Genomic DNA, 21,070 nt, shown 5'->3' on the forward strand with positions numbered 1-21,070 from the left:
TTTTGCCGCAATCCCTTTTTTATTTATTGCACTATTTTTTCCAAGGGATAATTACATGCACTGGAAGATTATTATTACCACATTTATTACTATCTTTTTGGCGGAGCTTGGCGATAAAACACAAATTGCTTCTATACTTATGTCAAGTAAAACGGACAAGCCGTTGCTGGTATTTATTGGTACAATGCTTGCGTTTGCATTAGTGACAATACTTGGTGTTACCGTAGGAACGGTAATGGCCAGGATGCTGCCTCTGAATTACATCAAAACGGGGGCGGCTATTACATTTATTATAGTAGGGATTCTTATTTTATTTGGGAAACTATGAATGGGAGAAAAATACGGCTTTTCCCTGGCGCAGCAAGTAGGTAAGACGGCAAATCTTGTTATTTTCCTTGGCATCTTAGCCGTAGTTTTGAGTATTGCCGCTTTAACCATGAGCGATAGCCTTGCCAGTAGAGGGTACGGAACTTTCTATGCTTTCACCGGACTGCTTATGGTCGGGCTTGGTTATGGGGTCCGATACCGTTATAAACATTGCTTAAATGCGGCGCTGATATTATTTGTAGCGCTTTCCTGTCACTTTCTTTACAGGTTTGTTGTTTATCACACGGCATATATTTTATTACGATTATCGTTAAGTATGTGGGTTTCTTACCGCCTTTTTCAGGCACTTTCGCCAATGAAAATACTTATTGAAACGAATACATTTCCTGACAAAACCAATCGATTTATTGGATTTTTATCGAGACAAAAGAAACATGACCATTCTGGATGAGATTTATCAATATAAATTATCGGAAGTAGCGGAGAACAAGAAATGTGTTTCTGTGGAACAATTAAAAGAAACCATTCAGCGGAGAGTACATGCACAACCTTTTGGTAGTGCATTAAAAACAAGCGGGAAAATAAACATCATTGCTGAGGTAAAAAAGGCCTCGCCTTCCCAGGGGATCATCAGAAAAGATTTTCAGCCGGTAGCAATTGCCAAAATCTATGAATCAAACGGGGCGGCCGCGATATCTGTGTTGACTGACGTGAAATATTTCCAGGGGTCTCTGAAATATTTAACGGACATTAAAAATACCGTGCATTTGCCCATTTTGAGAAAGGATTTTATTGTTGATTCGTATCAAATATATGAAGCGCGTTCCGCAGGCGCTGACGCAATACTCCTCATTGCCGCTCTCCTTTCAGAAGAGGAAATACAGTCCTTTTTAAATACTGCGGAAAATCTGGGAATGGATTGTCTTGTTGAAGCCCATTCTGCGGATGAATTAGAGAAGGTTTTGCGGACAAAAGCAACTATTATAGGCATTAATAATCGAGACCTTAAAACCTTTCGTACCGACCTGGAAATTACCTTTCAACTAAAAGCCATGATTCCCGAAGACAAAATTGTCGTGAGTGAGAGTGGTATTAAATCACGATCAGACATACTAAAGTTGCAGGAACATGGCATCCACGCAGTTCTTATAGGGGAAACGCTGATGAAAAGCGATAATATCCCGTCAAAATTATGCGAATTATTAGGTATGTAGCTAGATTATAACTGAGCGTCCAGCGCTGTTTTTAAATCATTTTTAGACTTTACCCCCACCATTTTATTTACTGCCTTTCCGTTCTTGAATAGTATAATTGTGGGGATTGCTGTAATGCCGAACTTTGCAGGGGTGCTGTTGTTTTCCTCTGTATTGAGTTTTCCTATCTTTGCCTTTCCACTATATTCTTTTGCCAGTTCTTCAATAACAGAAGCGAGCTGTCTGCAAGGGCCGCACCAGGATGCCCAAAAATCAACCAATACCGGAATCGTTGCATTTGTTACTTCCGCATCAAAATTTGCGTCTGTTATTTCAACTAAATCTTCTGCCATAATCCATTTTCCTTTCAATTGATAAATTAATTTATTTTAATTACCACGCACAAAAAGATTACAGTGGCATTCACCGTCGCGTTCAATTTCTTCTTTGTGGTAAATGCAAGGGCATATGGTCTTTTTGTCTTTTTCAAAATCACCTGTAACGATGCGGCAAGGACAGTAGGCATGTCCGTATTTTGATTTGCGCATAACAAGCCCTTTGACGACTCTATCGACAATTTTTGTATCCGGGTTTAACTTGTAAGGGCTATTGGCGACATAGGCATTGAGCATTTTGCGAATATCCGCTTCTTCGTCTACCATTGAATCTTTATTATTCATAGTTTAACCGTTTAAAAAAGGAAAAAACTGAATATACCGTTTTCAAAAACACTGCGAGTCCTCACGCGAAAGAGAAATATATGTTTTAGTGGGAAGGTTCCGTATCATTCTTTTCGCGCGGGGTTCGTTTCAGTTCCCATACTGCTCCCGTTGGGTCAGGGCAGTGGACCAATAAAGTATTTTCGCTTGTCTGCCATGGCAACCTTGCGCCATATCGCAGTGATTGGGCATCCCTTGAAAGAACAGCGTATGCGCAATCACAAAGCCCTTTTGGTGTAAATCCCGTTAATGGAAATGAATCACCTTTCTTATAATAATCACAACTTCCCTTTTCTACTACCATTGCTACCACTTTGAAACTGGAACTTTTGCACTTCACAATATGGACTCCAATAAATGTTAATGTGCCTCTTTTGTTTTATAATAATCCATTATATTTTATGAAATAAACGTATTGCAAGAACAAAAAGCAAACTTGACATAGGGTAACACTTTGGTTTTTTTTAAAACCTCAGCAAAGTCAAATATTAGGCGATTCCAGGTTAATATACTATTTGCTGAGTGTCTTTTTTATCGCATAAATTTTTTAAAAGGAGGTGTGTTTTATTGAAAAAATTTCTTTCGGCAGGATGTTGCTCCAGATATTTGTCCAGATGAATAAAGGCAAGTTCATACTCCTTTTTTGCAACGTAGTTGTCGACAAGCAGGATCATTGGACGATTATCATCAGGGGTACACATCATTGCCTGTTCGCAAAATCTGATTGATGCGTCGGGTACCCCGTTAATATTGTGATTGCGGGCTTTGTACAGAAAAATCTCTCCAACGAGTTCGATATCCTCCAAGGCCTTCTTTTTGGGATGATACCGGTCATTCTTTTTAACAATCCCATCGCTGTGTGTGTGTTCAAATAAATATTCATGAGTATTATCGGAAACCATATTATAAATATGGCCTGGAACAAAAATATTTTTTACGTCAATGTCAAAATGCCGGCATAGAATGGTAAATCGTATTGCATAGGAAAGGCAATTCCCTACCTTTATATTGAGAGTATCCCTGAAATCATAGCAATCCCTGTATATTCCTTCGCACGCATGCTCTTTTAGCCAGGCAAAGATTATTTTGGCTTTTTCAACAGGATTATCAATGTTATTAACGTCGGTTTCTTTTGTAATTCGCGAGATAAGAAGGTCGATTTTTTTCTGATACGCCTGAATCTTTTTATCACTATGTACGCCCGAAGCGATAAGGCATGCGCGGTCAAAGGGCATATTAAGAAGGTTGTCTTTAATATCCCTGAGAAGAGACATTTCGCACTCATTGTAGTCATATTGACTTGTGAGATACGTTTGCCGGGCTGGTTGGCAACCAGGGAAAATGAAGAGGTGTGTAAGACAAAAAAGGAGCGGTAATAAAGTTTTTTTCATGTGTTATTCTATTTTTCTTTTAATAACCTCCATTAATCGTTCCTGGGTGAATGGTTTTTCCAGATATGATACATCAGGGTCGATCTCAAATATTGTTTTATTCGAGTGGGGAGAAAAACTGCTGGCAACAATAACAGGAATGTCTTTGTGCGGTGGACTGGATTTTAGTTGCTTAAGGAATTCATCGCCGGGCAATTTATCAAGCAATAAGTCGAGAATGATGAGATCCGGTTTCTCTGTTTCTATCATTTCCAATGCCTGTTTCCCGTCAAGGGCGTGAACGATGGTGTAATCAGTATCTTCAAGCATCATTTCGTAAAAAAAGAAAAACTCCTGCTCGTCTTCAACGATAAGTATTTTTTTACTCAAGTATCGCTCCTTTTTAATGAAATAATGCCTTGTTTAAGAATTTTCGGATGGCGCCACCGGTAGTGTAAATTTGAAAGAAGTTCCTTTTCCAATGCCTTTGCAATCAACCCAAATCCTTCCTTTGTGTGCTTCAACAATATTTTTGCATAGTGCAAGTCCCACTCCGGAACCATACATAGTGGGATGTTCCTGGAAAAATCTTTCAAACAGTTTAGAATATTCTTCTTTGGGAAGCCCAATACCCATTCCGGTGTCTTCAACGGATATTTCCAGATAAGAATCTTTGCATTTCCCATAAATATTGATACTGCCGCTCTCCGTATATTTTATTGCATTATCGATCAGATTAATAAGCACACGCGAAATCTCATTTTTGTCGCCAATGGTCACGGGTAAATTTCCTGAAGAATGGTATGTTAATGTCAACCCCTTTTTTTCCGCCAGAAGCTTCATATCCATAACAGTTTGGTGGATAATTTCATCCATTTGTATGGGTTCTTTTTTAAAGACGAAGCGACCCGATTCAAGGACGGATAAGTCGAGTATGCTTTCAATCGTTTTCCTTAACCGTTGCAAACTGCTGCTGATAATGTGTTCGAATCTTTCTTTTTTTGAACGGTCGAGAGGGTCTTTTTTAATCTCTTTCGTCCATAAATCGATGGCCATTTGTACTTGTGCAACAGGAGATTTTAATTCATGAGACACGTCCCGAATCATTTTGTCCTTCATTTGATCGAGGGTGAGTAATTCTTTGTATGCTTTTTCCAGATCATGGCTTTGTTTTTCAAGTTCTTTGTTTATTTGTGTCAGGTCCTTTGTGCGCTCTTCTATAATTTTCTCCAGATTAGAAGTGTATTCTTCCAGTGCGTGTGTTTTTTCTTCGACAAAGTCTGCCATTTTGTTGAAGGATTTTGATAATTCACCTATCTCGTCTTTTGCGGAGATGTTAACGCGTTTGCTGAAGTCGCCTTCGGAGATGCTTTTTGTCACATCGGTAAGATATACAATAGGCTCTGAGATTTTTTTCCCGAAGACGAATGCAAAAGATACAACGGCCAACGTGAGTAAAAACAAAATCGAGAAGGTTATTTTATGTAATTTTTTGACAGACCCATACCATTCATCTTTGTCGATTTCCGCAATAATTCCCCATTCCAGTTCTGGCAACCATTGCCAGAACCCCAGAACGGTTTTTCCCCGGTAATCAATATAGCCATTTGCATCATATCCGGAACCGCCTTTTAAACATTCCGCAACGCCTTTTGTAAAATTGCCGGTAAAGGGGTCGATTAATTTTAATTCAAGGGTTGTTCTTTGTTTTACCAGGCCGAAATCTTTGAGAGAGCTTAAAAATTTTGATTCGGAGATCATATACCCTTCTTTGTTAATGAGATATGTCTCTCCTGTTTTTCCAAGGCGAACACTTCTCATGAGTTTATTGATTTCCATGACATCGATTCGCAGACACACGACGCCGATAATCTTACGTTCATATATTACCGGGGTGGTAATAAACAGCGTTGGCATGCCTTGCTCCAAACTACCGTATTCGTTTATGATGGGAATTACAGAGGGAACTATTGGTGATACATAGGTAGTACCTATTATTGCCTGTTTAAAGAATTCAAAGCCGGACACATTGGTAATAACTTTCCCGGTTGAAGTGGTAATCTTTAAATCTCCGTTTCTGTCACAAATAAAGATTTCTTTATAACGGTAAGTGTCTCTCGTGTATTTTAAATGGTGTAGCAGCCGGTAAAAATTTTCGCTGCCTTCCGATTTATAGATTACGCCGGGGACGTTAGGATTTTCGGCAATCAACCAGATGTCCGCCTTTCGTTCTTCAATCCATTTTTCTATAAATTCCGACTGCTTATGGCCGATACTGTCGAGGTTTTGAATTAAAGCATCACGCAAGGCATGTTCTTCCTTTGGATAAATATATACTATCGTAATAAAGATGGGAAAGGTGGAAAGAAGGATGGAAGAGAAAATAATTTTTTGCTTTATGGAAGTAAAAGAAAAAAAATGAAAGTTATGAGCTATTGCGGAGCAGTAGTTTTTCAGGTGCGAATAATGTTTCAATAACTGTTGCAGTAAGCTATCCATACGCCACGCGCTAAAATAAGGCTAAAATGTCATGTTTGTAAAACGGTAACACTTTAGTTTTTTATAAAATTCCAATAATAGCGATGTTTGCCGCACAGTGCAGGGGAGAAGCATTTGCCATAAATTGGCATAAATACGTTCATAACCAAACTGGCAAAACGATTCGTCCCTTCTTTTCCAAAAAACTAAAGTGTTGCGTAAAACGTAATTTGAGTCCGAAATTATTTAGAAATTGTTTTCTATTGGGATTTTTTTCTTATAAAAGAAGGGATGTTTTTCAGGTGTTGGTCAATTATTTCATTGGTAATTTCTTTTGCCCCTATTTTTAGAGCAAAATCTTCAATTGATTTCTTTGCCTTGCTGCGAATGAACACCGGAATTCTTTTCAGGCGGATTTCGGCGTCTTCTGTCCATACGGGCTCTGCTAGCAATGTTTTTTTATTAATGGCAGAGTTGTTTAAATATGCCTGAAATTTTTTAATAATGCCGTCATTTTTGATAGTGCGTTCATTAAGAAATGCCTTGATTTTATCAACAACTTCTTTTTTGTGGGAACCGGTAAATTTTTGTTTCGCCTTGTCCCACGCTTCCATACGCAGTTCATCAAAACCGATGTTTTTAATGCGTTGCGATGCAAGCATCATTGATTCGTCCCGTATCGCAGAAAGGAATTGAGAGCTGATTTCGGGGTAACCGTGCTGCATCGCTTTTTTTTGCATAAGTTTGTAAATTCCGGGACGTACAAAATCCGGTGCGTTTAAAACGCGTTTCTTTGCTTCTTCAGACCAGGGGATTTCATTATTTTCAGGATTTTCCGGTACAATATCTTCGGGATGTTCAGATACGGGCTTTGTGGTGGCGGCGTCCGGGAATGCCGTTTTATTGTTCGACATCATTTCTTCCCGTGCCGCCTTCATAACGCCAAGCGTTATTTCCCGATAATTATTTTGTGCTGCAAAGCGTTCCACATTTTTTATAATCATTCCTCTTCCGAAAGAAGGTATTTGTTTCAGGATGGCGTGTGCTTCCTGGCTCCAGTCCATGGTAAAACATTCTTCAGTGCCAAAGGTTTCAGAAGGTTTTAGTTGTATTACTTTGTTGCCAGACTTTCCCGGAATATAATTACACCAGGGATCTTCATCCATTTGGTTATCTGTTGCGGTAAGGGCGCGGGCCCGGCATCCTTTGCAAATTTCTTTAAATTCACATATTCCGCATCTCCCGTTTAAATCAGCATGCCGTAAAGTTTGAAATCCGGCATTGTTGTTCCATATATCAACAAAACTTTTTTCTCTGACGTTTCCGCTAATGTTGGGTATGTATGGGCAAGGGGTGACGTTTCCTTCAGGGGTTATTCTGCAATAATGTGTTCCCGCAGGACATCCACCGGCATATGTTCTTATCAGCGGCGAATTATTGTCATGTTCATATACAATTCTTCGGTAGTGCGGGGCGCATTTTGCGCCTACCATCATCTTTCCCTTATATTTTTCATGAAGGGTATACAGTTGCCGCAATGTTTGGTCGTATTGTTCCGGTGTGATATCGGTTAAATCCTGCCCTTTGCCGGTACATACCAAAAAAAACAAGTTAAACACCTTAGCGCCGAGTTTATAGGAAAAGTCGATAATATCGGAAATCTCTGTAATGTTATCCCGGGTAACAGTAGTTTGTATTTGGAATCCTATTCCCTGGCGGCGGCAGGCCTCTATTCCATTGAGAGTATCATCCCATGCGCCGGTTATTCCCCGAAAGGTATCGTGTTTTTCCGGCTGAATAGAATCGAGGCTGATGCCTACCCCTGAGACCCCGCATTGCTTTAACCTTTTTGCTTTATCATCGTCGATTGCGTTTCCATTTGTTCCCAATACTACCATCATGCCTTTTTTAGATGCGTAATGCGATAAATCATAAATGTCATTTCTTAAAAGCGGTTCCCCTCCCGTCAAAATGAGTAAAAGATTGGGGTTGAGCTCCGCCATTTGATCGATAAGTTTAAACCCCTCTTTTGTATCAAGTTCATAGGGTGATTTTTTGGTTAATGCATTGGCGTCGAGATAACAATGGTCACATTGTAAATTACAACGATAGGTCGTGTTCCATGAAATGGCGTATGGTTTGTATTGCATCAATAATTTCTCTGGAGAAAATTGAATTTCGGTGTATTCATTTTAAAGTAAAAGACCGGTTTATTTTGGATTCTGAACGAACGGGTTACTTTATATGACTCTCATGCACATCATGTGTATATAGTAAAGTTTCTAGTCAAAATATATAAAATAAAATATAAAAAAACAATCATATAATCAAAACAAGAAGGGAAGGGGGTGTTTTGTTTTGTGAAATTGTAAAAAAAATACGTATGAAGTAAATTGCCTTGAATCCATTGGGATTGCTGATAGAATGAAAAAAGATACCTTTTTACGGTCAGTTCGTTCATTTTAATGTGGAGATAGTAAAATCAATGAAAGTGATTATAAATAATTTGAATAAAGTAGTTCCTTGTGTCCTGATGTTCCTTGTTTTCTACGGATGCGGCAAGCCTCAATCCCCGGATACTATTGACGCAAGGGATGCGGGTAATGTTGTTGAAGGTTATGCTGCATCGCAGGAAGAAAAAAAGACAGTCAAAATTCCTGAAAATATGACTGCGGAACAGTATTATAATTACGGACTGGATAATATTAAAAAAGGGCAATTTGACGCATCAATTGCGGCATGGGAAAAAGCGATAGAGTTAGACCCGGCAATGGTGGCGGCATACGAAAAACTGGGAAAGGCGTATTATACGCAGGGTGAGTTTGATAAAGCCGGCCGCATTTATAGAAAAGCAATTGAGTTTGATCCCTACAATACAATGTTATATTTTAGTTTGGGGGTTGTGTACCGGATGAATTTGCAATATGAGGATGCAATTGATGCACAACTGAAGGCATTATCGCTGGACCCGAATCTCGCTATAGTCTATAATGAAATGGGCTTGATTTATTGTAAACAAAAGAGATTGGATGAAGCCATCGCTGCTCATAAAAAGGCTCTTGAACTCAATCCAAACCTGGGGAATGCGCATAATTATCTTGGTGTTGTTTATTTGTTGAAGGGTATGAGCAAAGAAGCAGAAGTGGAATTTGCTGAATACAAAAAATATGAAGCTGGCGGCCAGATGCCTTCAGGTCATGGTGCACCTTCTGCTCACTAAGGAAATATGAATAAGCGCAACTAGCCGGAATGATCCTGCCTTTCCCTGTATTTTAAGAGTGCCAGTTGTGTGATGGCAAATTCTTCTATTTTTCTGGACTTATGTAAAACATGAAGCCAGTCTTCCGTTGTTCCGTAAGGGCCTTCATTTTTTAATGTTTTCTCTAAATTCTTTAAATCTAATTCCAATAACTCGAGTCTGTTCTTTATTTCTTTCATCATTAGTAGCTCCTGCTGTATGGATTAATTTGCCGGTTTCGCGCAGACTCATTGGAAATAGTAAATTCATCACTTACCTTTTTTGTCCAGCTCTTTAGCACGGTATACGAGACCTAGTTTTTTTTGGAACGTCTTATCTTCCGGTTTAAACCCCAATGCCTTTTTGTATTCATTGATAGCTTCATCAATTGCACCTGAGGAAAAATAAACATCGCCAAGATTATAATGAATATTTGCCCTTTGGAGGGTTTTATTTGCCGGAATAAAGTGCAATGATTGTTTATATTCATTTGTCGCATCACTGTACAGTCCTTTGCTTTGATAAGCATACCCCAGGTTGTAATGTGTTTCCGGCGAGCCGGGATTCTGGGCAAGGTCTGTTTGAAATGCGCATATTGCCTCGTCCTGCAGCCCCATGTCGCGATATAACAAGCCAAGGTAATAATAAATCCTGGGATAGCGGGTATCATTTTCCAGTATTTCATTATATGCAGCAAGCGCTTCTGAGTAGTTTCCCTGATTTCCACATGCAAGGGCGAATTGAAAAATCTCGTCTTTACTCATTTGTTTTAATTTTGTCCCGATGTTTTGCCGGGTGGAATTTGCTTTGTTTGTATCAGTCTGAGCATTTTTAACGGCGTAATTTGCCGGAGCATAAAGCGTCCCTATGTTTGCGTATTTGGGATCTTCTTTGCCGCATCCAAGAACCGAACAAAAACAAAATAAACCACATAATATAGGGTAAGCAACTTTCATATTTCATTTGGCAGTAAAAAAAGTTTTGGAGATCTAATCTCGATAGGGTAAATGAAACATGCGTGATTTTCAAGGAAAATAAGTGGCATTATCAATGTAAATTAACTGTTTGAAAAAGGATATGAATATTTATTAGCAGTGAGAGCAACAAAGGTTTGTGGGTGTTTTATAAACGTATTTAATAGTGCGAAATATGACATGGGGATTTATTATTTTGAAATAGTTCGATACTGTTGCCAGTAAATAATCGAGAAAGCGGCAGACCTGGATGGAAAAAGTTTAGTTGCAAATATAAAACGATTTTTGTATAGTTAACTTATTCTCAAATCAGGGGTTGCTGTTATATGTATGAGAAACAAATGTATTGTCATGATCTAAGTCACTGGTATCGGCAGTTTGATATAACTATTTGTTGTATTACAGGTTATATTAGCTGCTTACTAAAATACAAATTTATTGGTACATTACCCATAAACAATCAAAAACCTTTGCGAAAAATAAGGAGGGTTTTGTTTTTTTAAGTGAAAATACAAATAATACACCTTTTTTGTTCCACGGAAAAATATTTAAACGGTAGTAGTAATTAGTAAATTGCACAACCAACCTGTAAAAGGAGGGTATACAAAATGAGAAGTATTGCATTGCTCAATCAGAAGGGGGGGGTAGGGAAAACTACTACAACGGCGAACCTGGGCGCATGTCTTGCGGCATTAGGGAGAAAGGTGCTGGCTATCGACATGGATCCCCAGGCTAATTTAAGTGTGCATCTTGGAGTGGATATTCATAATTTACAAAATTCGGTGTATAGTTTAATCATGGGGAATTGTAGCCCTTCGGAGGTGATTTTGCACACGGCAAATATTGGCCTTGATATTATCCCCTCCACGATAGACCTTTCAGGGGCGGAGATTGAATTGGTGGGCATTGTTGGAAGAGAAACCGTTCTGAAAGAATATTTAGGGGACTCAATAAATACGTATGATTATGTGCTCATTGATTGTCCCCCTTCGCTTGGGTTATTGACAATCAATGTTATGACGTTTGTGAATGAATTGTTCATTCCCGTACAAACTGAATTTTTTGCGTTGCAGGGAGTAAGAAAATTACTTGATACGTATGAGATTGTGAAAAAACGATTAAATCACAATCTGGAGATTACCGGCGTCATTCTTTGTATGTATTCAAGTCGCGCTCGGCTTTGTAACGAGGTGGTTGAAAAGATTAGAGAATATTTTGACGAGAAAGTTTTTGACACGATTGTAAGAAAAAATATTAAACTTTCGGAATCTCCCAGTCATGGAAAGCCGGTTATTACCTATGCACCCGATTCGCATGGATCCGAAGATTATATGTCTCTTGCAAAAGAGGTGGTAAAAAGGGAAAACAATCATAGACGCTAAGAAATAGTATTATCCGTATGTTTAAGCCTCTCGATAGTTTGTTTTAGAGCTGATTTTCAATAGTGCTGATTTATTTTTGCAGAAGAAGATTTGTTCGTTTTCCGGTAAAAGCGATCCTTCCTTGATTATATTGTGCATGAGGATTGCGGTTATTACACCGAAAATTTCGAGGTAAAAGATGAAAAAGAAAAATGTACTCGGGCATGATCCTCTGGCATGGATGAATTTGGAACGGGAAAGGAAACCTCCGTTGCCCGAAGGCGTCAAAGAGGAAGGTAAAAACGTTGTAGAAAACAATCAACAAAAAGTGCAGGATGCCGCAAAACAACAATCTTTCCCATTGCTGAAGGAGGATGAAGATAATAGTATTTCAAAGGGTAATCAGGCGGAAAGGGTTTTCAATGTTATCACCGGCAGTAATGAGCCTCCCCCGAAGCCAAAGGTAGTAATCGGCCGTTTGTATGAAGAAATATCTAAAAAAGCTGCAACTACCATTTCGCCGGGTAACGAGGCGATTGCAACGCCTGGCGTAGCAAATAGGTTTCAAAAAACAGAACCACCTTCCTCAGGCTATGGTGCAGCAAAGACAGGCATGGGCATGCCGTCAAGGGTAAATAAATTACCGGCTACTGGTTCTGGAGTACAGTTTTCTACGTATCTTATCGTTGCATATACGGTATTGTTGCTTATTCTGGGATATTTTGTGTATACGGACTTCTCGAAGCGCACAAATAGACTGGAGGCAAAAATATATGCAATAGAGAGGGCATTGCGTTTAAGATAATAGCGGGAAAAGGTGGACAGGTTTTTTGTAAAGGGCAAAAGGATATGGTATTTTGTTTCTGAAAAATATATGCTTAATACCTTGCATGCTGTTTTCAGTTTTTTATTGTAGCGTGCTCACCCCGGAATATCTTCGTACTACCATTCTGTAATTTTAACATTAACCCGCCGTTGTAGGATATTCCGATTACTTTGCCGGAATATTCCTTTCCATTGTCAGTGATTATCAGATCCTTTCCCACAGTGACACAATATTCTTTCCACTTTTCAGTAATATATTTAAAGTGTTCATCCCGAAGAATTAAATACCACTTATCGATATATTGGAGCAGTGTTCTGGCGAAAGATATGCGGTTAACGTATTCTTTTTTTTCTATCGCAATTGATGTTGGAAGTATACGCATTTTTTGTAGCAATTCGGTTTCTGTTGTGTTGATATTTATACCGATTCCTATTAAAAATATGGGCTGCTTTTTGTGATTCTTTTCCATAGTTACCAGTACCCCCCCCCATTTCTTTCCTCCAATTAACAGGTCGTTTGGCCATTTGATTTCCGCTTGTAATTGGAAGGATTCACGAACCATTTCCGTTATTGCCACCGCGATAGTGCCTATTAACAGACATAAATTGTCCGGTTTCATAGTATGTTTGACCAGAATGGTAAGGAGCAATCCCTTGTATTTTGGGCAAAACCAGATATGGTTTGAACGGCCCCTGCCGTTCGTCTGTTCTTCGGCAAAAATGGTAGTGCCGTTTTTAAAATCTGTTTGTATAAGTTCCCTTGCTACATCCATTGTTGAAGTGATTTTTTCATGATAAATAATTTCACTTCCGACAATTTTTGTCTTTAAGCCATTCATGATTTCTTCTGGTTTTAAAAGGTATGGGGCTTCTGGTTTCATTTAAGAGGATGCTTTACAGGTTTTTTATACAAAATTATTATAGAAGAGTATTAATGAAAACGCGGTCAATATCTGACACGCTTCCACTATATTTCAAAATTTATTTTGAAAGTCAATAGTATAAATAGAAAAAACAATTGCATCTTGTTTTTAGAGCAGATTTCCTTAATTTTATTTGGTTAAGCCTCTCGTCTTTGTCATAAGGATTTTTTAAGGAAATGAAAACTCTGCCATACTGACAGTTGCGATAGATGGCGGTTTTTTAATTCTGTCACTATGGCATATTCAATGGCTATAACCACATTGTTCCGCAAGGTGTAAAACTTAATATTTGTGCTGGTTAAGGCATATTATTAACAACAATTTGGTTGAGGCATGTATTTTGCTTGATACTGATGGGTTAGTAAGTTTTACGATACTATCATGAACGTAGTATAATCTCTATCCGGAATTTTGAAAGGAGGTACTTGATGGCGAAGCAATTGGCCTTTAGTGAAGAGGCAAGAGCCGCTATTGCCAGAGGGGTGACAAAACTCGCAAGGGCAGTTAAGGTGACTTTGGGGCCAAGGGGCAGAAATGCTGTGTTGGATAAGGGGTACGGGAGTCCGACCGTGACAAAAGATGGAGTAACGGTGGCAGATGAGACGGAACTGATAGACCCTTATGAAAATACAGGCGCCCGGTTGGTGAGGGAAGCCGCTTCAAAGACAAGCGATGTAGCCGGGGATGGCACCACCACTGCCACGGTTCTCGCTGAGGCAATATTTTTGGAAGGACTAAAGTGCGTAACGTCCGGTGCAGACCCAATGGCGCTCAACAGGGGGATGCGCAAAGCCCAGGAAAAGGTGGTAAGCAAATTAAAAGATATGAGCAAAAAGGTTCAGAACCAAAAGGATATTGCGAATATCGGTTCCATTGCGGCAAACAACGATAAAGAAATTGGTAAAATGATTGCTGATGCAATGGATAAGGTTGGGAAAGATGGCGTGATCACCGTCGAAGAGGGAAAAGGCCTTGACACAAGCGTTGAAGTAGTGGAAGGCATGCAGTTTGACCGTGGTTACCTTTCCCCGCATTTTGTGACAAATCAGGATACTATGGAGGTGGAATTAAAAGATCCCTATATTCTGGTGTTTGAAGATAAGGTATCGACGATTAAGGGCCTTGTGCCGCTGCTGGAAAAACTGGCGAAAACGGGAGTTCCTCTTTTAATTATAGCGGAAGATGTTGAAGGGGAGGCATTGGCAACCCTTGTAGTTAATAAACTTCGCGGCACTATAAGTTGTGCCGCAGTAAAAGCGCCTGGTTACGGAGACCGCAGGAAGGCCATGCTGGATGATATTGCAACCCTTACCGGCGGGAAGGCCATATTTAAAGACCTAGGCATTCAGTTGGAAAATATTGATATTCGCGATTTGGGGCGCGCTAAAAAAGTTACTATCGACAGTGATAACACTACGATTGTACAGGGCGCCGGCAGCTCTGACGCAATATCCGGCAGGATCAATCAGATACGAAACGAGATCGAAACAACAACCTCGGATTATGACAGGGAAAAGCTGCAGGAACGTTTGGCGAAGCTTGCGGGTGGCATTGCTCAGATTTTGGTGGGCGCCGCTACGGAAAGCGAGATGAAAGAAAAGAAGGCAAGGGTTGAAGATGCGTTGCATGCTACGCGGGCTGCTGTTGAAGAAGGTATTTTGCCAGGCGGCGGCGTTGCTCTCCTCAATACCATTGAAGTTTTGGAAAAGCTTAAACTGGATGGTGATGAGGCAATGGGCGTTGATGTTGTAAAAAGGGCTCTTTCCTCTCCGGCAAAACAAATATTTAAAAATGCCGGGCTTGAGGGGTCTGTTATTGTAAAGAAAATACTAGACGCCCGTGATTCTATGTATGGCTATGATGCAGACAAGGGAGATTACTGCAATATGATAGAGGCCGGCGTAATTGACCCTACGAAGGTGACGAGGAGCGCTCTTCAGAATGCCATAAGCATTGCCGGAATATTATTGACCACCGAATGCATTATTACCGATATTCCTAAGAAAGAAGGCGAAGGCATGCCGTCTGGTATGCCTGGCGGTATGGGCGGAATGGGTGGCATGGGAGGAATGGGTGGTATGGGCGGAATGGGCGGCATGGGGATGATGTAGCCGTCGGGTTCGTTAAAAAGAGTATATAAAAGTTTTAGGGAAAAAGATTTTTACAATTAATTTATCGTTAAGGAGGTAAATAAAGGACTATGGCAAACATTAAACCGTTAGATGACAGGGTAGTTGTTCAGCCTATGGAGGCTGAGGAAAAAACAAAGGGTGGTATCGTTTTACCTGAGACGGCAAAAGAAAAACCAATAAAAGGGAAAATAATAGCCGTTGGCGAAGGAAAATTACTGGAAAATGGCAAAAGAGCAGATTTATTGGTAAAAGTGGGCGATCTGGTTTTATACGGAAAATACGCAGGAACAGAGGTTACGGTTGACGGCAAAGAATATTTGATTATGAGAGAAAGCGACATTTTGGCGAAAGTTAACTAAACTTGAGCAATGGCAAATAATTAAATTGTAATTTCTTGGAGGTTATAACATGGCAGCAAAGCAGTTGATTTATGATGAAATTGCCAGAGGGTCGCTTCAGAAGGGGATAAAACAATTAGCAGACGCCGTCCGGGTAACGATGGGGCCTACCGGAAGGAATGTGATACTGGAAAAGGGTTTTGGCGCCCCCTCTGTTACAAAGGATGGTGTAACTGTCGCAAAAGAGGTTGAATTAAAAAATCCCTTTGAAAATATGGGCGCTAAAATGGTGTGTGAAGTGGCGTCAAAAACCAGTGATATTGCAGGTGATGGCACCACTACTGCAACCATTCTGGCAGAGGCGATTTTCAATGAGGGGATGAAGTATGTCACGGCAGGTGCTAACCCTATGGCACTCAAAAGAGGTATTGACAGGGCGGTGGACGTTGTGGTCGCAGAACTGAAACAGTTAAGCATCCCCATAAAAGGACGCGCAGAGATTGCGCAAGTGGGTACAATTTCTGCAAACAATGATGCTTCTATTGGAAATCTTCTGGCAGACGCGATGGATAAGGTAGGGAAAGACGGCGTGATTACGGTTGAAGAGGCGAAGGGGATAGAGACTACTTTAGAAATTGTTGAAGGTATGCAGTTTGACAAGGGGTATCTCTCACCTTACTTCATAACGGATGCTCAAAATATGGAAGTGGTGCTGGAAAATGCATATGTATTGATTCACGAAAAGAAGATATCCAGCATGAGAGATCTCCTGCCCTTGCTGGAAAAGATTGCCGGCAGCGGAAAGCCATTTTTGATAATTTCCGAGGATGTTGAAGGTGAAGCGCTGGCAACTCTCGTTGTGAATAAGCTGCGCGGCGTATTAAGCTGCGCGGCGGTTAAGGCTCCGGGGTTTGGCGACCGCAGAAAGGCTATGCTGGAAGATATCGCAATATTGACGAACGGAAAGGCAATTACCGAAGATTTGGGATTAAAGCTGGAGAATATCGGGATAGAAGATCTTGGAGTGGCAAAGAGGATTACCATAAATAAAGATAACACGACAATAATCGAAGGTGCGGCTACGAAAGAAAACATTCAGGCAAGGATCCGGCAAATCAAAAATCAGATTGAACAGACAACGTCAAACTATGATAAAGAAAAACTCAGCGAGAGGCTTGCGAAGCTGGCTGGCGGGGTTGCGGTAATACACGTTGGGGCGGCAACTGAGGTCGAGATGAATGAGAAAAAGGCGCGCGTGGAAGATGCTTTACATGCAACCAGGGCTGCTGTTGAGGAAGGTATTGTGCCCGGAGGAGGCGTTGCTTTCATACGTACTATACCTGCGCTGAAAGAGGCAAGTAAAAATGTTGATGGCGATGAGAAGATCGGTATGGATTTAATTGCAAAAGTGCTGGAAGCTCCCTTACGGCAAATTGCGAATAATACCGGGGCGGACGGCTCGGTGGTTTTTGAGGAAATGAAGGGACTTTCCGCAAATATGGGCTATAATGCCAATACTGGCGAGTATGTTGATATGTTCGTGGCGGGTATTGTTGATCCTGCGAAAGTATCGAGAGTGGCATTGCAAAATTCGGCAAGTGTCGCCGGTTTATTGCTGACAACTGAGACTATGCTGACAGAATATAAAGAGGATGAGGATGAAAAAATTATAAATGGCAGCATTCATTAAAATAATTTCTGAACTACGACTCATTATTAAAGTGAAAAGGCTGCTACATGTAGCCTTTTTGCTTTTCTACACACCACCACACTGTCATAAAAATCAGATACCCCTTCGCAGGTGATTTAAAATGACCATGTCAAAGCAGGAAAAACTATTAAGAACACAAGGAAATAGTGGTGACGTTCTGTGGCGACAATTAATGAATTGCCGCTACAGGGCTTAATACCCTGTGATTGCAAAAACCCTTCAAAAGGTGGACAAGGTTTTAAGGCCGTACTGACGGCAGAATGGGTGTTTTAAAACTTCCTTGATTTTATTCTGTTCTATGCACTATAATTTTTTTGGCGCTTTTTAAATAATTAGAGATAAAATTCGAAAAATAAAATACTTATGGGACGAGATTACTATCAAATATTGGGAGTAAGCAGGAACGCGGGCAGCGATGAAATAAAAAAAGCGTATCGACAACTGGCGATGAAATATCACCCCGATAGAAATCCCGGTAATAAAGAATCTGAACAAATGTTTAAAGAAGCGGCGGAAGCATATGGAGTGTTGAGTGACGCCGAAAAGAAGAAATTATATGATCAATACGGAGAAGAAGGCCTAAGGGCTACAGGCACTCGTGGTTACAGCTCCTATGAGGATATCTTTGATGCGTTTGGAGATATATTTGGTGGCGGAAGTATTTTCGATGAATTTTTTGGCAGGGGAAGAGGCGGTGGAGAAGCCGGTAAAAGAGGAGCAAGTTTAAAATGTGATATCGAGATGGGGTTTAAAGAAGTTGCTACCGGCGTAGAGAAAAAGATCGAACTTATGCGAAGGGAAATATGCGATGCTTGCCGTGGTACCGGCGCTAAGGAAGGCACTTCTCCGGTTACGTGTCCTTACTGCGGAGGGAGGGGACAGGTGCAACAATCGCAAGGGTTCTTCACATTGCGCACTACATGTCCTAAATGCCGTGGCAATGGTAAAATTATCGAATCGCCATGCAGAAAATGCGGCGGAACAAAACGATATCCAAGGAGGGCGACAATATCAGTACAGATCCCGGCAGGGGTCGAAGATGGCACAAGACTGAGACTGACGGGACAGGGCGAACCCGGCGAGAATGGAGCACCTTCCGGTGATTTGTATTGTGATGTCCACGTCACACCTCATCCAATCTTTCAAAGGCATGGAAACGATGTATTATGTGAAGTCCCTATTAGTTTTGCACAGGCGGCATTAGGTTGCAAAATTGATGTCCCTACATTATCGGGCAATATCATTCAGGTGAAAGTGCCAAAGGGCATACAAAATAATGAGATTATCCCTATTAAGGGTGAAGGGTTCCCTAATATACACAGGCATGGCAAAGGTAATTTGCTGGTTCAGGTGGTAGTTGAAACACCAACAAAGATTTCTTCGCGCCAGGAAGAATTGTTAAAAGAATTTGCCGAGCTGGAAAAAAATAATATTTCTTCCAGACAAAAGAAGTTTATTGAAAAAATGAAACAGATATCATAACATTTTTTATTGAAAGGAGGTACAGCTTAATTGTATTGCGGCGATTTTGTGCTGCTGTAAAAATTAAGTATGATATATGCCAACATACGAATACAAGTGTAATGAATGCAGTCATGGATTTGAAATGTTTCAATCTATAAAATCAGATCCGGTAAAGGAATGCCCTTCCTGTGGACGTTCTTCTGTGGAAAGAATTATTGGGTCGGGTGGGGCAATAATTTTTAAAGGTTCAGGGTTTTACCAGACGGATTACCGGAGCGAAGAATATAAATCCAGTGCAAAAAAAGAATCAGAAATAGCAAAGCCGGAAACAAAGGATAAAAAACAAGAGAAAAAGACAGAAAAAACGCATGCAGAAAATTAATTGTCCGAATTGCAGAAAAATACTCTTCTACCAGTTGATTAAGGATTTGCCCTATTTCCCTTTTTGCAGCAACAGGTGCAAATTGGTTGATTTTGGCGCCTGGATGAATGAGAGCTATTGTATCGAGGAACCGATAGGGAGTGACGGGTCAACATGTGTAGATGAAAAGGGAGAGGAAATGGATGGTTAAAACAAAGACACACGTACATAGCTGGCGTGATATTTTTGTTGCTTTTAAAATGGCATTTGATCCTAAGATGATGTTTCTCGGATATGCAGGCCTTCTTATCAGTTTGGCTTGGTGTGTGATGGCGGCGTCTTTTTTTTCTGCACTAAAAATAATAAATTTATCACCGTTCTTTTTTACGAAAATTATTTTATTCCCGATGCGGGATAATTGCCCCATACATGGAGCAAATTTTTCATCTGCCGCAGCGATGTTCAGCGTGGGCGGATTTATATTCTTTATAACAATTGTTATGGGACTCCTGGGAATATGGTCATTTTTTGGCGGTGCAATTACCAGAATAGCTGCACTCGATTATGCGAGGGATGAAAATGTTAGGTTAATAGATGCTGTTGCATTCGCCAGGAAAAAATTCTGGTCCTTTTTTTGGTCGCCAATGATTCCTTTTATAGGGGTGTTTTTTTTCGGAATATGTAATGTAACTGGCGGTTTAATAGGAAGGATACCGGTATTGGGGGAATGTGTGGTTGCTTTAGGGTTTCCCTTTGCCTTTGTTGCCGGCTTAATGATGGTGTTGGTCGGGATAATTGGTGTATTGGGTATGTGTTTTATGTATCCAACCATTAGCGCCGAAGGGTCGGATGCATTTGACGCGGTAAGCCGTGCATACAGTTATGTAATTTCAAGGCCAAAACAGTTTTTGGGGTATTGTGGGATATATATAGTGTATGGCATTATTTGCGTTTCTATAGTTGCTTTTTTTGCATGGCTGGTGATTCATCTGTCTTTCTGTACGGTAGGATTTGGGATGGGAGAAAAATTTTACACCGTTAAAGCATATATACTGCAACGATGTAATATTGCGTGTCTCGGCTTTTGCATGAAGCCTGCTGACGAATCAAAGACCGCGGTATCTGTTCTTACCGGATGGTCTCTGAATTTCCTTGCGGGCATGTTGATTGTTTATATTTTTTGTATTAAATTGGCCGTATGGAATTTTTTTATCAACTATGTATTTTCCGCAAAAACAGTTATTTATTTTTTATTGAGAAAAGAAATAGATAGTACCAATGTTACCGATGTGTATTTGGAAAATAACAATCAGAATGAACTGACGGCTGATATTAAAAATGATGATATAAAAAAACTTTCCGAAAATACAAACAATAATGATGTTCGGAGTGACCAATTTAAGGAATAATTCTATTGCCTTGCCAATTCACTTCACTTCATGCAGAGCGTCAAATGCATTTCCTTCCATACTGCTTGATGGCGCTGTGACACAATAAATAATTGTGACAGGTCTTTTAAAAATCCAACCTAATTTAACGTTTAGAAATTTAATGTTTTGTTGTAGAGACGCATTGCACGCGTCTCTTCTCTTTATATCATTAATTGTATTACACAAGACGCGTGCAATGCGTCTCTACATTAACGTGACAACAGAA

At 40.2% G+C, this 21,070-nt stretch carries 23 protein-coding genes; 13 read left to right on the forward strand and 10 right to left on the reverse strand.

The window, feature by feature from the left end:
- Positions 1 to 55: 55 nt before the first annotated feature.
- The 3 genes from ABJL82_RS09480 to trpC are packed head-to-tail and all read left to right on the forward strand — an operon-like array spanning position 56 to position 1,541.
- Positions 56 to 328, forward strand: a complete 273-nt coding sequence (locus tag ABJL82_RS09480) for a TMEM165/GDT1 family protein (RefSeq protein WP_347274485.1) — start codon at positions 56 to 58, stop codon at positions 326 to 328.
- On the forward strand, positions 329 to 778 hold the full coding sequence (locus tag ABJL82_RS09485) for a hypothetical protein (protein ID WP_347274486.1): 450 nt from the start codon (positions 329 to 331) through the stop codon (positions 776 to 778). It begins immediately after the preceding gene.
- Positions 762 to 1,541, forward strand: coding sequence for an indole-3-glycerol phosphate synthase TrpC (gene trpC / locus ABJL82_RS09490; RefSeq protein WP_347274487.1), 780 nt, complete (start codon positions 762 to 764; stop codon positions 1,539 to 1,541). The genes ABJL82_RS09485 and trpC overlap by 17 nt, the downstream gene beginning before the upstream one ends.
- Before the next feature lie 5 nt (positions 1,542 to 1,546).
- Here trpC and trxA read toward each other — a convergent pair whose 3' ends face one another.
- The 7 genes from trxA to ABJL82_RS09525 all read right to left on the reverse strand — a co-directional run bounded on the left by trxA (position 1,547) and on the right by ABJL82_RS09525 (position 8,237).
- Positions 1,547 to 1,873, reverse strand: a complete 327-nt coding sequence (gene trxA, locus ABJL82_RS09495) for a thioredoxin (RefSeq protein ID WP_347274488.1) — start codon at positions 1,871 to 1,873, stop codon at positions 1,547 to 1,549.
- A 36-nt stretch (positions 1,874 to 1,909) separates the two neighbouring features.
- Positions 1,910 to 2,200, reverse strand: coding sequence for a ferredoxin-thioredoxin reductase catalytic domain-containing protein (locus ABJL82_RS09500; RefSeq protein ID WP_347274489.1), 291 nt, complete (start codon positions 2,198 to 2,200; stop codon positions 1,910 to 1,912).
- 85 nt (positions 2,201 to 2,285) lie between these two features.
- Positions 2,286 to 2,579 (reverse strand): TIGR04076 family protein, encoded by a 294-nt coding sequence (locus ABJL82_RS09505; protein WP_347274490.1) that lies wholly within the window; start codon positions 2,577 to 2,579, stop codon positions 2,286 to 2,288.
- Positions 2,580 to 2,742: 163 nt separating this feature from the next.
- Positions 2,743 to 3,513 carry a transglutaminase-like domain-containing protein gene (locus tag ABJL82_RS09510; RefSeq protein ID WP_347274491.1) on the reverse strand — a complete coding sequence of 257 codons (771 nt, stop codon included), beginning with the start codon at positions 3,511 to 3,513 and terminating at the stop codon, positions 2,743 to 2,745.
- Between the two features lie 120 nt (positions 3,514 to 3,633).
- Entirely contained in the window at positions 3,634 to 3,999 is a 366-nt protein-coding gene (locus ABJL82_RS09515; RefSeq protein ID WP_347274492.1) for a response regulator, read from the reverse strand.
- 33 nt (positions 4,000 to 4,032) lie between these two features.
- Positions 4,033 to 6,108, reverse strand: a complete 2,076-nt coding sequence (locus tag ABJL82_RS09520) for an ATP-binding protein (protein WP_347274493.1) — start codon at positions 6,106 to 6,108, stop codon at positions 4,033 to 4,035.
- 239 nt (positions 6,109 to 6,347) lie between these two features.
- The gene (locus ABJL82_RS09525) at positions 6,348 to 8,237 is read right to left on the reverse strand and encodes a radical SAM protein (protein WP_347274494.1); all 1,890 of its coding nucleotides are present in this window, start codon (positions 8,235 to 8,237) and stop codon (positions 6,348 to 6,350) included.
- Positions 8,238 to 8,572: 335 nt separating this feature from the next.
- Between ABJL82_RS09525 and ABJL82_RS09530 the strand changes: the two genes are divergently transcribed.
- The gene (locus ABJL82_RS09530) at positions 8,573 to 9,307 is read left to right on the forward strand and encodes a tetratricopeptide repeat protein (RefSeq protein WP_347274495.1); all 735 of its coding nucleotides are present in this window, start codon (positions 8,573 to 8,575) and stop codon (positions 9,305 to 9,307) included.
- A 20-nt stretch (positions 9,308 to 9,327) separates the two neighbouring features.
- Here ABJL82_RS09530 and ABJL82_RS09535 read toward each other — a convergent pair whose 3' ends face one another.
- Both ABJL82_RS09535 and ABJL82_RS09540 read right to left on the reverse strand, forming a co-directional pair.
- Positions 9,328 to 9,528: a hypothetical protein gene (locus tag ABJL82_RS09535; protein WP_347274496.1), complete on the reverse strand. Its 201-nt coding sequence runs from the start codon at positions 9,526 to 9,528 to the stop codon at positions 9,328 to 9,330.
- A gap of 66 nt (positions 9,529 to 9,594) precedes the next feature.
- Positions 9,595 to 10,281 carry a tetratricopeptide repeat protein gene (locus tag ABJL82_RS09540; protein WP_347274497.1) on the reverse strand — a complete coding sequence of 229 codons (687 nt, stop codon included), beginning with the start codon at positions 10,279 to 10,281 and terminating at the stop codon, positions 9,595 to 9,597.
- A 626-nt stretch (positions 10,282 to 10,907) separates the two neighbouring features.
- Between ABJL82_RS09540 and ABJL82_RS09545 the strand changes: the two genes are divergently transcribed.
- Together ABJL82_RS09545 and ABJL82_RS09550 are read left to right on the forward strand one after the other, a co-directional pair.
- Entirely contained in the window at positions 10,908 to 11,681 is a 774-nt protein-coding gene (locus ABJL82_RS09545; RefSeq protein WP_347274498.1) for an AAA family ATPase, read from the forward strand.
- A 178-nt stretch (positions 11,682 to 11,859) separates the two neighbouring features.
- Positions 11,860 to 12,465, forward strand: coding sequence for a hypothetical protein (locus ABJL82_RS09550; RefSeq protein WP_347274499.1), 606 nt, complete (start codon positions 11,860 to 11,862; stop codon positions 12,463 to 12,465).
- 94 nt (positions 12,466 to 12,559) lie between these two features.
- Here ABJL82_RS09550 and ABJL82_RS09555 read toward each other — a convergent pair whose 3' ends face one another.
- Positions 12,560 to 13,366, reverse strand: a complete 807-nt coding sequence (locus ABJL82_RS09555; RefSeq protein WP_347274500.1) for a biotin--[acetyl-CoA-carboxylase] ligase — start codon at positions 13,364 to 13,366, stop codon at positions 12,560 to 12,562.
- A 470-nt stretch (positions 13,367 to 13,836) separates the two neighbouring features.
- Here ABJL82_RS09555 and groL (ABJL82_RS09560) point away from each other — a divergent pair, with 470 nt between their 5' ends.
- From groL (ABJL82_RS09560) to ABJL82_RS09590, 7 genes are all read left to right on the forward strand, one after another.
- Positions 13,837 to 15,519 (forward strand): chaperonin GroEL, encoded by a 1,683-nt coding sequence (gene groL, locus ABJL82_RS09560; protein ID WP_347274501.1) that lies wholly within the window; start codon positions 13,837 to 13,839, stop codon positions 15,517 to 15,519.
- 89 nt (positions 15,520 to 15,608) lie between these two features.
- On the forward strand, positions 15,609 to 15,899 hold the full coding sequence (gene groES, locus ABJL82_RS09565; RefSeq protein WP_347274502.1) for a co-chaperone GroES: 291 nt from the start codon (positions 15,609 to 15,611) through the stop codon (positions 15,897 to 15,899).
- 49 nt (positions 15,900 to 15,948) lie between these two features.
- Positions 15,949 to 17,568: a chaperonin GroEL gene (gene groL, locus ABJL82_RS09570; protein WP_347274503.1), complete on the forward strand. Its 1,620-nt coding sequence runs from the start codon at positions 15,949 to 15,951 to the stop codon at positions 17,566 to 17,568.
- Between the two features lie 384 nt (positions 17,569 to 17,952).
- Positions 17,953 to 19,071, forward strand: coding sequence for a molecular chaperone DnaJ (gene dnaJ, locus ABJL82_RS09575; RefSeq protein ID WP_347274504.1), 1,119 nt, complete (start codon positions 17,953 to 17,955; stop codon positions 19,069 to 19,071).
- A gap of 76 nt (positions 19,072 to 19,147) precedes the next feature.
- On the forward strand, positions 19,148 to 19,435 hold the full coding sequence (locus tag ABJL82_RS09580; RefSeq protein WP_347274505.1) for a zinc ribbon domain-containing protein: 288 nt from the start codon (positions 19,148 to 19,150) through the stop codon (positions 19,433 to 19,435).
- Entirely contained in the window at positions 19,422 to 19,625 is a 204-nt protein-coding gene (gene yacG / locus ABJL82_RS09585) for a DNA gyrase inhibitor YacG (protein WP_347274506.1), read from the forward strand. Before ABJL82_RS09580 ends, yacG begins: the two co-directional genes overlap by 14 nt.
- Positions 19,618 to 20,823 (forward strand): hypothetical protein, encoded by a 1,206-nt coding sequence (locus tag ABJL82_RS09590; RefSeq protein WP_347274507.1) that lies wholly within the window; start codon positions 19,618 to 19,620, stop codon positions 20,821 to 20,823. The genes yacG and ABJL82_RS09590 overlap by 8 nt, the downstream gene beginning before the upstream one ends.
- Positions 20,824 to 21,070 lie beyond the last annotated feature (247 nt).

The organism is Candidatus Kuenenia sp., assembly GCF_039794105.1.
Lineage (GTDB): Bacteria > Planctomycetota > Brocadiia > Brocadiales > Brocadiaceae > Kuenenia.

Excerpts from the sequence above, each read along its gene's own strand:
- ABJL82_RS09480 (WP_347274485.1), top strand. The coding sequence starts at position 56 with ATGCACTGGAAGATTATTATTACCACATTTATTACTATCTTTTTGGCG.
- ABJL82_RS09535 (WP_347274496.1), bottom strand. The coding sequence starts at position 9,528 with ATGATGAAAGAAATAAAGAACAGACTCGAGTTATTGGAATTAGATTTA.
- ABJL82_RS09580 (WP_347274505.1), top strand. The coding sequence starts at position 19,148 with ATGCCAACATACGAATACAAGTGTAATGAATGCAGTCATGGATTTGAA.
- groL (WP_347274503.1), top strand. The coding sequence starts at position 15,949 with ATGGCAGCAAAGCAGTTGATTTATGATGAAATTGCCAGAGGGTCGCTT.
- trxA (WP_347274488.1), bottom strand. The coding sequence starts at position 1,873 with ATGGCAGAAGATTTAGTTGAAATAACAGACGCAAATTTTGATGCGGAA.
- trpC (WP_347274487.1), top strand. The coding sequence starts at position 762 with ATGACCATTCTGGATGAGATTTATCAATATAAATTATCGGAAGTAGCG.
- groES (WP_347274502.1), top strand. The coding sequence starts at position 15,609 with ATGGCAAACATTAAACCGTTAGATGACAGGGTAGTTGTTCAGCCTATG.
- groL (WP_347274501.1), top strand. The coding sequence starts at position 13,837 with ATGGCGAAGCAATTGGCCTTTAGTGAAGAGGCAAGAGCCGCTATTGCC.
- ABJL82_RS09550 (WP_347274499.1), top strand. The coding sequence starts at position 11,860 with ATGAAAAAGAAAAATGTACTCGGGCATGATCCTCTGGCATGGATGAAT.
- yacG (WP_347274506.1), top strand. The coding sequence starts at position 19,422 with ATGCAGAAAATTAATTGTCCGAATTGCAGAAAAATACTCTTCTACCAG.
- ABJL82_RS09530 (WP_347274495.1), top strand. The coding sequence starts at position 8,573 with ATGAAAGTGATTATAAATAATTTGAATAAAGTAGTTCCTTGTGTCCTG.
- ABJL82_RS09540 (WP_347274497.1), bottom strand. The coding sequence starts at position 10,281 with ATGAAAGTTGCTTACCCTATATTATGTGGTTTATTTTGTTTTTGTTCG.
- ABJL82_RS09545 (WP_347274498.1), top strand. The coding sequence starts at position 10,908 with ATGAGAAGTATTGCATTGCTCAATCAGAAGGGGGGGGTAGGGAAAACT.
- ABJL82_RS09555 (WP_347274500.1), bottom strand. The coding sequence starts at position 13,366 with ATGAAACCAGAAGCCCCATACCTTTTAAAACCAGAAGAAATCATGAAT.
- ABJL82_RS09500 (WP_347274489.1), bottom strand. The coding sequence starts at position 2,200 with ATGAATAATAAAGATTCAATGGTAGACGAAGAAGCGGATATTCGCAAA.
- ABJL82_RS09525 (WP_347274494.1), bottom strand. The coding sequence starts at position 8,237 with ATGCAATACAAACCATACGCCATTTCATGGAACACGACCTATCGTTGT.
- ABJL82_RS09485 (WP_347274486.1), top strand. The coding sequence starts at position 329 with ATGGGAGAAAAATACGGCTTTTCCCTGGCGCAGCAAGTAGGTAAGACG.
- ABJL82_RS09510 (WP_347274491.1), bottom strand. The coding sequence starts at position 3,513 with ATGTCTCTTCTCAGGGATATTAAAGACAACCTTCTTAATATGCCCTTT.
- ABJL82_RS09520 (WP_347274493.1), bottom strand. The coding sequence starts at position 6,108 with ATGGATAGCTTACTGCAACAGTTATTGAAACATTATTCGCACCTGAAA.
- ABJL82_RS09590 (WP_347274507.1), top strand. The coding sequence starts at position 19,618 with ATGGTTAAAACAAAGACACACGTACATAGCTGGCGTGATATTTTTGTT.
- dnaJ (WP_347274504.1), top strand. The coding sequence starts at position 17,953 with ATGGGACGAGATTACTATCAAATATTGGGAGTAAGCAGGAACGCGGGC.